Consider the following 11,346-nt stretch of genomic DNA (forward strand, 5'->3'; position numbering starts at 1 on the left):
AGGTCCTAGCGACGGCGGACGAGCTTCACCAACCCCTTGAACGTCTCCTCCAGGCCGGACGAGAACGGGTTGTCGTTGACCAGGTACGTCCAGGTGGTGTTCGGCCGCTGCACGCCCGCCTCGGCCAGGTGCGCGCCGTCGGCGTCGATCTCCACCTTGGCGAAGGTCTCCTCGGCCTCGTCCCACGCGTCCGGGATGATCTTGTGGTAGGCCGGGATGGCCTCCCGGTGGAACTCGTCCAACGGGTTCTGCCGCGCCAGCGCCCGCAGGTGGATGCCCTCCCGCAGGTCGGTCAGGAACGTCAGGTGGTCGCTCCACCGCTGGTCCAGGTGGTGCAGCCCGATCAGCCGAGCCGCCTGGACCTTGATCTCCTCGTCCAGGTCCTTCAGCTCGTGCACCCGGTCCGGCTTGCGCTCGGACAGCTCCTTCCACGCCAGGTCGGTGCGCAGCAGCTTGTCCCGGTACTCCAGCATCAGCTGGCGCTGGTGCTCGATCAGCTTGTTGTACCGCCAGGTGTTGCGGTGGATCTCCAGGTGCACGCCCTCGGCGATGCGCTGCGCGTGCTCCACGGTGTGCAGGGTGCCCGCGTCGGTGATCCGGCCGTCGTCGTCCACCTCGGCCGGCTCGTCGTGGTCGGGCACGTACTGGGTGACCAGCTCGTCCTGCAACGAGGAGAAGAACACCGACCCGCCCGGGTCGCCCTGACGGCCCGCGCGACCGCGCAGCTGGTCGTCCAGCCGGCTGCTGGAGTGGCGCCCGGTGCCGATCACGTAGAGGCCGCCGAGTTCGGCGATGCGGTCCCGGTCGGTCGAGTCGTGCCCGCCGAGCCGGATGTCCGTGCCGCGGCCCGCCATCTGGGTGGACACGGTGATCCGCTCGAACGAGCCCGCGTCGGCGATGATCGAGGCCTCTTCGGCGTCGTTCTTCGCGTTGAGCACCACGCAGCTCAGGCCGGCCTCGGCCAGCTTGCGGGACAGCCGCTCGGACTCGGCCACGTCGAGCGTGCCGACCAGGATCGGGCGGCCCGTCTCGTGGACCTCCTTGATCTCGGCGACGATCGCGGCTTCCTTCTGCTCCAGCGTCGCGTACAGCCGGGGCGCCTCGTCCTCCCGGATGGTCTCCACGTTCGGCGGGATGACCAGCACTTCCAGCTGGTAGAAGTCGCGCAGCTGCTCGGCCACGGCCACCGCGGTGCCGGTCATGCCGCACACCGTCGGGTAGCGGCTGAGCAGCGCCTGGACGGTGATCGAGTCCAGCACCTCGCCCGCGTCCGTGGTGGCCACGTTCTCCTTGGCCTCGACCGCCGCCTGGAGGCCGTCCGGCCAGCGCTGCAGCTTCGCGATCCGGCCGCGGGTGTCGTTGATCAGGTGCACCTTGCCGTCGCGGACGATGTAGTCGATGTCCCGGTGCAGCAGGACCTGCGCGTGCAGGGCCACGTTGACCTTGCTCAGCGTGGTCGAGACGTGCTCGTCGGAGTACAGGTCGATACCGCCGAGCGACCGTTCGACCAGCTCGCTGCCCGCGCCGGTGAGGTAGACGTTGCGCTCTTCGTCGTCGATCTCGAAGTGCAGGTCGCGGCGCAGCCGCTTGACCAGGTCGGCCAGCGCCGGGTCGACCGCCGGACCCGCCGTGGAGCCCGCCAGGACCAGCGGCACGCGGGCCTCGTCCACCAGGACCGAGTCCGCCTCGTCCACCAGGGCGACGCGCGGCTTGGGCACGATGATGTCGCCCTCGTCGGTGGCCAACCGGTCGCGCAGCACGTCGAAGCCGATCTCGGAGACCGAGGCGTAGGTGACCTCGGCCTGGTAGGCGGCGCGGCGCTCCTCCGGCTTGGAGCTCTGGTCGATCCAGCCGACGCTCACGCCCAGCAGGGCGTACAGCGGGCCCATCCACTGGGCGTCGCGCTGGGCCAGGTAGTCGTTGACCGAGACCACGTGCACGTGGTCGCCGCGCAGCGCGAAACCGGCCGCCGCGATGGCGCCGGAGAGCGTCTTGCCCTCACCGGTGGCCATCTCGACCACGTGGCCCTCCAGCAGGCCCAGGGCGCCGAGGATCTGCACGTCGAACGGGCGCAGGCCCAGCGCGCGGTCGGCGGCCTCACGGCCCAGCGCGCAGACCTCCACCAGTTCGGGACGGCCGAACTCGGACTTCCCGCGCAGCTCGGCGGCCGCGGCGGTCAGCTCCTCGTCGCTCAGCTCTTTCACGCGTTCGGCCTGCTCGTTGACCTCGTCGAGCAGCTTCCGGTAGGGCGTGAGGTCGGCGGAGCCGGGCTTCTGCGCGAACCGGCGCAGCCGCTGCTTGAACCGTCCCAGGAGAGTCGTCACGGCACGGCAACGTACGGCACGCGCGCAACGTTCCGCACGTCACCCGTTTGACAGTTCACTCTGCGAGTCACTCTGCGAGCCAGTCGATCTTGGTCCGGGTCGGCCGTAGAAGTGCGGGCCGGTTGCTGCCAAGTGGGCGAACATCCGACGCTACGAGCCGTAGGCCGCCTGAGTGGTACTAATCGTGACTACTGACCGATATTCTCTGACCCCAAAGGGTGACTGCGTCTCTCTCAGGGGGCGAAGTGCTGAAGCGGTTCGTGCAGTGGCTCGACGACCTGCTCGCTGACGAGGGCGTGCCGGCGGTGGTCAAGGCCGTTCTGGGGATCATGTCATTCGCGGTGCTCTTGGGTGCCGTTTTCGGCAACACGGCCGTCAAAGCGGGCGCACTCGTCACAAGCATCCTCGTCGTGCTCTCGCTCGGGCTGATCCTGCTCGCCGACCGCAGGGCATTGGTCCGGCAGGTCGAGGAGCATCGGAACCTCGTTTCGAGGTACTCCAAGATAGTCGCCGAGGACGGGCACTCCCAATACCGGATAATCACCTGGGAGGAACATGCCACCATCGAGGTGAACGGCGATGCGCGCAAACTGGTCACCATCCGGGCCAAGGTCCTGGCGGACCTGCGCGTCATGCGCCTGGTTCAGGGGTGCGGTTGGGCGCAACCTGCCAGATACCGGCGGGAGATCGGCGTCGAAGTGCGCAAGCTCTTGGTCGGCGACCTGCCCGGAGCGAGCCTGAGCACCACGGTCGCGTGGCTGAAGGACGGCCAACTCGTCCTGATGGTGCACTTCCCCGAGCCGCCGCGGGTCGACAGCGAGATCACCATCGCGGTGGAGTTCACCTGGCCGGGCATGTGCGCACCGCTCATGCGGGACCGCGTCCCGGACAAGTTCACGCTCCGGTTCGCCACCCCTGTGGGGTACGCGCGGTACAAGGTCGTGCTGCCACGCGGCTACGACGCATATCACGAGCCCATCGGGTTCGAGGAGTACGAGAACGGTTTCGCCGCTGGTCCGGGCAAAGACGAGAGCGGTCAGCCGGTCTTCCTCTTCGAGGGATTCGATTTGCCGGAACACCAGTCCCTGGGTATGCGGCTCCAACTCAAGGGGCGGGGTACCCCGGCTTGAGAGCACCCCGCCGCCTCGGCATTCCGCGACCGACGACTAACCGTCATTGCCGCTTTCTCCGCCCCCAGGCAGATTCGCGTGCATTGGTCCTCATCTCCGGTGTTCTGGTTGAGCGGCCGCATCGTACTTGCCAGACGAGATTAAATGCAAGCCGGGAAAGCGAGTTCGCGTTTGGTGGCGCGTAGCCGTCACCAGGTATCCACGAATGGGCGTTTTTTTGTCGTCCGATCGGCGACCGGACCGGTGAGCAGGGTGGTGATCCAGCGTCGGGTGTCGGCCGGGTCGATCACGTCGTCGATCTCGAACGCGGACGCCACGTTGAGTGCCTTGCCGTGCTCGTAGGCGGCCGAGACCATCGCCTCGAAGGCCTCCTTGCGCTGCGCCGGGTCGTCGATGGCGTCCAGTTCGCGCCGGTACCCGAGCCGCACGGCGCCCTCCAGGCCCATCGGGCCGAACTCGCCACTGGGCCACGCCACGGCGAACAGGGGCACCTTCAGGCTGCCCGCCGCCATGGCCTGCGCACCCAGCCCGTACGCCTTGCGCAACGCGACGAACCCGAACGGCACGTCGAGGTTCGCGCCGGTCACGAGCATCCGGGTCAGGTGCCGCACGGTCGCGGTCCGCTCGGCGTCCGGGCCGACCATGAACCCCGGCGTGTCGCACAGCGACACCACCGGCAGGTCGAACGCGTCACACAGCTGGAGGAACCGCGCGGCCTTGTCCGCCGAGTCGGCGTCGATCGCCCCACCGAGGTGGCCGGGGTCGTTCGCGATCAGCCCCAGCGGCCGGCCCTCGACCCGGACCAGGGCGGTCACGATGCCGCGCCCGAACTCGCGCCGCAGCTCCAGCGCCGACCCGGTGTCGGCGATCGTCTCCACCACGGTCCGCACGTCGTAGGCGCGCACCCGGTTCTCCGGTACGAGGTGCCGCAGCAGCCGCTGGTCGGCGCACTCCCAGCCGTCGACCGCGCCCTGGAAGTACGACAGGTACTTCTTGGCCACCGCGACGGCCTCGGCCTCATCTGACACGAGCACGTCGATCACGCCGTTGGGCACCTGGACGTCGACCGACCCGATCTCCTCGGGCCGGAACACGCCGAGCCCGCCGCCCTCGATCATCGCCGGGCCGCCCATGCCGATCGTCGCGTCGCGGGTCGCGATCACCACGTCGCACGTGCCCAGCAGCACCGCGTTCCCGGCGAAGCACCGACCCGACGCGATACCGACCAGCGGCACCAGCCCGGACAGCTTGGCGAACAGGTGGAACGCCATGCAGTCCAACCCGGTGACGCCGCCGTGGTCGGTGTCACCCGGCCGGCCGCCGCCACCCTCGGCGAACAGCACCACGGGCAGCCGCCGCTGCTCGGCCAACGCGAACATCCGGTCCTTCTTGGCGTGGTTGCGCAGCCCCTGGGTGCCCGCGAGGACCGTGTAGTCGTAGGACATCGCGACGACCTGGCCGCCGTTCACCGTGCCGACGCCCGCGACCAACCCGTCCGCCGGCGTGCGCTCGACCAACTCGTCCAACGACCGCCGTCGGCGTTGCGCGGCAATGGCCAACCCGCCGTACTCGACGAACTCGTCGCACAGGTCGGCGATGTTCTCCCGAACGGTCCGCCGCCCGGCCGCGTGCCGCTTCGCCTCCGCCTCGGGACGTGAGAAGTCGTGCCGCGCCAACGTTTCCGCGAGATCCGGCCGCACGTCGTCCAAGTCGACCTCGACGGCCTTCTCCTCGACCGCCACATCCACGCCCTCGGCCAGCAACGCGCCTTCCGCGACCGTGTCGCCGACCTCGACCAGCACCCGCGCGTCACCGATCGGCACCACGTGCTGCATCTTCATCGCTTCCACGACGACCGAGCCGGACTCGATCGCCACGACGGTGCCCTGCACGGGAGCGCGCGCTCCCGTGTCCTCACGGGGCAGCGAATCCACCAGACCCGTGTGCGCTGCCAAAACATCCGGGTGGTCCAGCAACCCGCGCAGGAAGCCGATGTTCGTCCCGGCACCGTCCACAGTGAACTCGTCCAGCGCACGGCGGGCCCGGCGCAGCACGGTGTGCAGGTCGTCGGCGTGCACCACGACCTTCGCCAGCAACGGGTCGAAACCCAGGCCCGCCCGGTAGCCGACGGACGCGTGCGTGTCGACCCGGACGCCCGGCCCGGACGGCGGGACGAACGCCGACAGCCGTCCCGTCGAGGTCAGACCGACGCGCAGTTGCATCGCGCTGCCGCGCGGCGTGTGGGTCAGGTCCGGCTCGACCTCGGTCGCCAGCAGCAGTTGGGCGCGCACCAGGTCCAGCCCGGTGACCTGCTCGGTGACCGTGTGCTCGACCTGGAGCCGCGGGTTGGCCTCCAGGAACGCGAACCGGCCGTCCGGTGCGACCAGGAACTCCACCGTGCCCAGCCCGGTGTACCGGACGGCACGCGCGATCGTCGCCGCCGCCTCGTGCAGCGCGGTCCGCAGGTCGGGGGAGAGGTCCGGCGCGGGTGCGACCTCGATCAGCTTCTGGTGCCGGACCTGCAACGAGCAGTCGCGGTCGCCCAGCACCGTCGTGCCGACCAACTGCACCTCGACGTGCCGGGCGGGTTCGAGCAGTTCCTCGACGAACACGGTGTCGTCGCCGAACGCGGCCAGCGCCTCCGCCCGGCACCGCTCGACCGCGCCGGAAAGCTCGGCGAGCCGCCGCACCACCCGCACGCCCTTGCCGCCACCACCGGCGACGGCCTTCACCACCACCGCTCCGTGCACGCGGAAGAACGCTTCGAACCCGTCCTCGGCGCCCGCGAGCACCGGCACGCCCACCTCGGCCGCCAGAGCCCGCGCACGGCTCTTGTCACCGAGCAGCTCCAGCACCTCCGGCGGCGGGCCGACGAACGTCAGGCCGGCCTCCGCGCACCGCCGCGCGAACCCGGCGTTCTCGGCCAGGAACCCGTAGCCCGGGTGCACCAGATCGCACCCGCCGGCGGCGGCGAGCACGGCGTCCACGTCCAGGTAGGAGCCTTGCAACCGGACCGCGCGATCGGCGAACCGGCCGTGGGCGTCGTCGGAGTCGGTGACCAGGGCGACGGTGCGCCAGCCGAGGTCCGCGGCGGCGCGGAGCACCCGGACGGCGATCTCCCCCCGGTTGGCGACGAGCAGCGTGGGCACTTCAGCCTCCTGGGCGAGTCTACTGAGCGACCGCTTAGTATGTGACCGCCGTCGCATACTGGCATCTGCGCTTAGCGTTAGTCCAGTGGGAACCGATCCACCTACCGAGGCGTCCTTGGGGCAAACCGCCCAAGAGCGTGACCCAAAAGCAGGCCAGGAGGCACCACCGTGGTTTTCAAGAGGATGTTGCGGGCGTTCGGGGTCGGCGGTCCTTCCGTCGACACGGTGCTGACCAACCCGAACACCCGACCGGGTGAGGTGGTGACCGGTGAGGTCCGCATCGCGGGCGGTGACCACCCGGCCGAGATCGACCAGGTCAAGCTGTCGCTGGTCACCCGGGTCGAGGTGGAGAGCGGCGACAACGAGCACAACCGCAACGTCGAGTTCGCGCGGATCGTCGTCGGGCAGCGGATCAGCGTCGCGCCGAAGCAGAACCTGGTGCTGCCGTTCCAGTTCCCGGTGCCGCTGGAGACGCCGGTGACCGTGGTGCACGGGCAGCACCTGCACGGGATGACGATGGGTCTGCGCACCGAGCTGGAGGTGCGCGGCGCGGTCGACCCCGGTGACCTCGACCCGGTGGCGGTGCACCCGACCCGGTCGCAGGAGCACGTGCTGAACGCGTTCGGCGCGCTCGGGTTCCGCTTCCAGCGGGCCGACAACGAGTCGGGGCGCATCCACGGCGTGCCGCAGCAGCTGCCGTTCTACCAGGAGATCGAGTTCCTGCCGCCGCAGCAGTTCCTGGGCAAGATCAGCCAGCTGGAGCTGACGTTCGTGACCGACCCGCACCGGTTGTACGTGGTGCTGGAGGCGGACCGCCGCGGTGGGCTGTTCCGGCAGGGCGGTGACTCGTTCGGGCATTTCGCCATGTCGCACGATGAGGTGATCCGCACGGACTGGGCGGCGCTGCTGCACCAGTGGATGGACCAGGTCTCCGGCAGGCGATCGTCCGGCGGTTACGGCATGCACGGCGGTCACCGCTGAGGCCGCGGCGGTCACCGTGGCGGGGGAATCGGCGCGGGTGGTGTGGTCGCTGGTAATGCGGCCGGCGTTTTCGGTGGGATGATGATGGGTGAGGCCCTCGACGAGATCGGGGACTTCTTCGAAGGCGACTAACCCGCAGGAGGCACAGTGGGCATCGGCGGTGTGATCAGTGCTCTGATCGTCGGCCTCATCATCGGTTTGCTGGGCAAGCTCGTCGCGCCGGGCAAGCAGGCCATTCCCATCTGGCTGACCATCGTGGTCGGCATCGTGGCGGCGTTCCTGGGCACGTTCGTCGCCCGGGCGTTCGGCGTGGAGGACACGCCTGGCATCGACTGGATCGAGATCATCGTCCAGGTGGTGATCGCCGCCGTCGGCGTCAGCCTCGTCGCAGGCTTCTACGGCAGGAAATCCGTCCGCTAGCCCCAGGACCCGACCGACAGGGCCTCCCGGAATGTTCCGGGGGGCCTTGTGCCGTCGACGGGTTGGACGCGAACTCGCGTGAGGCCTTGGACTGGTCCAGGATCGGGTGGGCCGTCGCCGCGCTGCGCCGGGTGGGCGCGATCGGGGAGGTCCCGCTGGTGGGGCCGCCGGTGGTGCCGAACCGGGCGCTGACCACCGAGGTCGCCTGGGCGATGGCGACCCTGCCCGCCCAGCCGTGGACGGCGGAGCAGCTGCGGCAGATCCTCGACATCCTGCGGCGCCGGGAGCCGGTCACGTCCACCGACGCGTTCTACACGCTGATGGCGGCGGCGATGGCGAAGCGGACGTCCGAGTTCGTCACCGACCTCGACGCCTGGCAGGTGATCACCGGCATGAGCATCGGCCAACTCGACGAGATGCGGCGGATGAGCCACCAGGACCGGCACACCGCGGACCTGCTCGGCAGGCACGGTCCCGCGATCGGCAAGAGGGTCGAGGCGATGACCATGTCCATGGACGACCGCACGAGCACCGTGGAGGAGTGGTTCGCGGGGCAGGACCTCGACGACATCGGCTGAGCCGGCACCTCACGACGACGCGTGGACACCCACCATGCGCAGCACCAGGTCGGCGTAGAGGTCGCCGATTTCCGCGGGCGTGCGCCGACCGGTCGGCTGGTACCAGCGGGCGACGTCGATGCACAGCGACAGCACCGCCAGGGTCGCCCCCCGCACGTCCGGCACGTCGAACACCCCCGCCGCCACGCCGCGTTCGATCATCCCGCGCACCGCCGCCTCGATCCGCCGGCGCAGCTCCACCACCTCGGCCAGGTGCTCCGGCGTCAACGCGCTCAACTCGTACTGCACCACCCGCGCCGTCGTGTGGTACTCCGCGTGCCACGACGCGAAAGCCCGCACGGCCGTCGCCAGCCGGGCCACCGGATCGACCTCGGTCACGTCCGTCAGCACCGCCAACGACGTCGCGTGCCCGATCCGCGAGATCTGGAACAGCAGTTCCTCTTTGGACCGGTAGTGGATGTACACCGCCGCGGGCGACATGCCGGCCTGCGCCGCGATGTCCCGTGTCGTGGTCGCGTGGTACCCGCGCACCGAGAACGCGGCGGCGGCGGCGATCAGCATCCGCCTGGCCGCCGGGGGCGTGACCGAGGACCACGTCTCATCCAGGCGCGCGAACTCACCCTGGGTCGTCGTCATGCGCCCTCCTTGACACGAACCGGACGATACCGCAGGCTAAGCATACGCTTAGCCCTAAGCAACCGCTTAGTATGGAGGCCTGAGAGTGCGCCGCACGCTGTTCGAACCCGACCACGAAGCGTTCCGCGAGAGCGCGAAGGCGTTCGTCGACCGCACCCTCAAGCCGAACTACGAGAAGTTCGTCGAGCAGCGCCACATCGACCGCGACGTGTGGCTGGAGGCCGGCAAGCAGGGTCTGCTCGGCCTGGAGGTCCCCGAGGAGTACGGCGGCAGCGGCGCGAACGACTACCGGTTCAACGCCGTCCTCGCCGAGGAGGTGTCCAAGTCCAGCGCCGGCATGGCCTCCTGCCTGGGCATCCACAGCGACGTCGTGGCCCCGTACCTGGTCGACCTGTGCACCGAGGAGCAGAAGCAGCGCTGGCTGCCCCGGTTCTGCGCGGGCGAGATGACCACCGGCATCGGCATGACCGAACCGTCCGGCGGCTCCGACCTCGCGGCGCTCAAGAGCAACGCCGTCCAGGACGGCACCGACTGGATCCTCAACGGCTCCAAGACGTTCATCACCAACGGCTTCTCCGCCGACATGATCGTCATCGCCGCCCGCACCAGCCCGGCGAAGAAGGCCAGGGGCATCACCCTGTTCGCCGTCGAGACCGGTATGAAGGGCTTCGAGCGCGGCCGCAAGCTGGACAAGGTCGGCCAGCCCGAGTCCGACACCGCCGAGCTGTTCTTCGAGGACGTCCGCGTCCCGCAGGAGAACGTCATCGGCGAGGTCGACCTGGGCTTCATCTACATGATGGAACGCCTGCCGCAGGAACGCCTCGGCGGCGCGATCTCCAACCTGGCCCACGCGAAGCAGATCCTGGTCGAGACGATCGAGTACGCCAAGGAGCGCAAGGCGTTCGGGCAGGCCATCGGCTCGTTCCAGCACAACAAGTTCACCCTCGCCGAGCTGGTCACCAAGATCGACGTGACGCAGGCGTTCCTGGACCAGTGCACCGACGCGCACACCCGGCGCGAGCTGAGCGCCGTGGACGCGGCCAAGGCCAAGTACTGGAGCGCGGACGTGCAGAACGACGTCATCGACGCGTGCGTGCAGCTGCACGGCGGCTACGGCTACATGACCGAGTACCGCGTGGCCCGCGCCTGGATGGACGCCCGGGTGACCAAGATCTGGGCCGGCTCCAACGAGATCATGAAGGAACTCATCGGCCGCGACCTCGGCCTGTGATCGCGCCCGCGCACCACCACCCACCATCACGCACCACCACGCAACCACCACGCGAGGTCGCGACTTCCCAGGCGACCTCGCCCGCCGTCTGCGGAGCAGCGGCAATCAAACACAGAGAGGATCTGATGGGGATTCTGGACAGGTTCCGGTTGGACGGGCAGGTCGCGATCGTCACCGGTGCGTCCTCCGGTCTGGGCGTGGCGTTCGCCAAGGGCCTGGCCGAGGCGGGCGCGGACGTCGTGCTCGCCGCGCGGCGGGTGGAAAAGCTCAAGGACACCGCGCAGGTGGTCGAGAGCACCGGTCGGCGCGCGCTGATCGTGCAGGCCGACGTGGCGCAGCCGGACGACTGCCGTGAGGTGGCCCGTGCCGCGGCCGAGTTCGGCCCGGTGCACGTGCTGGTGAACAACGCGGGCGTGGCGTCGGCGGTGCCCGCGTCCCGGGAGACGCCCGAGCAGTTCCTGGGCGTCATGGACGTCAACCTCAACGGCGCGTACTGGATGGCGCAGGCCGCGGCGGCCGTGATGACCGACGGCGGGTCGATCATCAACGTCTCCAGCGTGCTCGGCCTGGTCACCGGTGGTCTGCCGCAGGCGGCGTACTCCGCGTCGAAGGCCGGTCTGCTCGGCCTGACCCGTGACCTGGCGCAGCAGTGGACCGGGCGCAAGGGCATCCGGGTCAACGCGCTCGCGCCCGGCTACTTCGCCTCGGAGATGACCGACCAGTACCCCGAGGGCTACCTCGAATCGCACATCTCGCGGCTGCCGATGGGCCGGGTGGGTGATCCGGAGGAGCTGGCCGCGGCGGTCGTGTTCCTCGCTTCGGCGGCAGGCGGTTACACCACCGGCGCTACGTTCGTGGTGGACGGCGGTGCGACGCTCGGCGGCTGATCGTCGACTT

General features: G+C 69.6%; 9 protein-coding genes. 6 read left to right on the forward strand and 3 right to left on the reverse strand.

The window, feature by feature from the left end; all coding sequences use genetic code 11:
• Positions 1-5: 5 nt before the first annotated feature.
• Complete coding sequence (gene secA2 / locus ALI22I_RS09200; RefSeq protein WP_077005041.1) at positions 6-2,324, reverse strand: accessory Sec system translocase SecA2; 2,319 nt, start codon at positions 2,322-2,324, stop codon at positions 6-8.
• 245 nt (positions 2,325-2,569) lie between these two features.
• Here secA2 and ALI22I_RS09205 point away from each other — a divergent pair, with 245 nt between their 5' ends.
• Positions 2,570-3,454, forward strand: coding sequence for a hypothetical protein (locus tag ALI22I_RS09205; protein ID WP_077005042.1), 885 nt, complete (start codon positions 2,570-2,572; stop codon positions 3,452-3,454).
• A 188-nt stretch (positions 3,455-3,642) separates the two neighbouring features.
• Here ALI22I_RS09205 and ALI22I_RS09210 read toward each other — a convergent pair whose 3' ends face one another.
• Entirely contained in the window at positions 3,643-6,603 is a 2,961-nt protein-coding gene (locus tag ALI22I_RS09210) for an acetyl-CoA carboxylase family protein (protein ID WP_077005043.1), read from the reverse strand.
• Between the two features lie 168 nt (positions 6,604-6,771).
• Between ALI22I_RS09210 and ALI22I_RS09215 the strand changes: the two genes are divergently transcribed.
• The 3 genes from ALI22I_RS09215 to ALI22I_RS09225 all read left to right on the forward strand — a co-directional run bounded on the left by ALI22I_RS09215 (position 6,772) and on the right by ALI22I_RS09225 (position 8,582).
• Positions 6,772-7,584: a sporulation protein gene (locus ALI22I_RS09215; protein ID WP_077005044.1), complete on the forward strand. Its 813-nt coding sequence runs from the start codon at positions 6,772-6,774 to the stop codon at positions 7,582-7,584.
• Between the two features lie 147 nt (positions 7,585-7,731).
• A complete protein-coding gene (locus ALI22I_RS09220) occupies positions 7,732-8,004 on the forward strand; it encodes a GlsB/YeaQ/YmgE family stress response membrane protein (protein WP_077005045.1) in 273 nt (90 codons plus the stop codon).
• A 62-nt stretch (positions 8,005-8,066) separates the two neighbouring features.
• Complete coding sequence (locus tag ALI22I_RS09225) at positions 8,067-8,582, forward strand: hypothetical protein (protein WP_077005046.1); 516 nt, start codon at positions 8,067-8,069, stop codon at positions 8,580-8,582.
• 9 nt (positions 8,583-8,591) lie between these two features.
• Here ALI22I_RS09225 and ALI22I_RS09230 read toward each other — a convergent pair whose 3' ends face one another.
• Positions 8,592-9,218, reverse strand: coding sequence for a TetR/AcrR family transcriptional regulator (locus ALI22I_RS09230; protein WP_077005047.1), 627 nt, complete (start codon positions 9,216-9,218; stop codon positions 8,592-8,594).
• Positions 9,219-9,303: 85 nt separating this feature from the next.
• On the opposite strand from ALI22I_RS09230, the gene ALI22I_RS09235 reads away from it, so the two are divergent.
• On the forward strand, positions 9,304-10,449 hold the full coding sequence (locus tag ALI22I_RS09235; RefSeq protein WP_077005048.1) for an acyl-CoA dehydrogenase family protein: 1,146 nt from the start codon (positions 9,304-9,306) through the stop codon (positions 10,447-10,449).
• Between the two features lie 125 nt (positions 10,450-10,574).
• A complete protein-coding gene (locus ALI22I_RS09240; RefSeq protein ID WP_077005049.1) occupies positions 10,575-11,336 on the forward strand; it encodes an SDR family NAD(P)-dependent oxidoreductase in 762 nt (253 codons plus the stop codon).
• The last annotated feature ends 10 nt before the right edge of the window (positions 11,337-11,346 follow it).

This window comes from Saccharothrix sp. ALI-22-I (assembly GCF_001984175.1).
Lineage (GTDB): Bacteria > Actinomycetota > Actinomycetes > Mycobacteriales > Pseudonocardiaceae > Actinosynnema.

Coding starts and splice junctions, on each gene's coding strand:
- ALI22I_RS09230 (WP_077005047.1), bottom strand. CDS start 9,218: ATGACGACGACCCAGGGTGAGTTCGCGCGCCTGGATGAGACGTGGTCC.
- ALI22I_RS09240 (WP_077005049.1), top strand. CDS start 10,575: ATGGGGATTCTGGACAGGTTCCGGTTGGACGGGCAGGTCGCGATCGTC.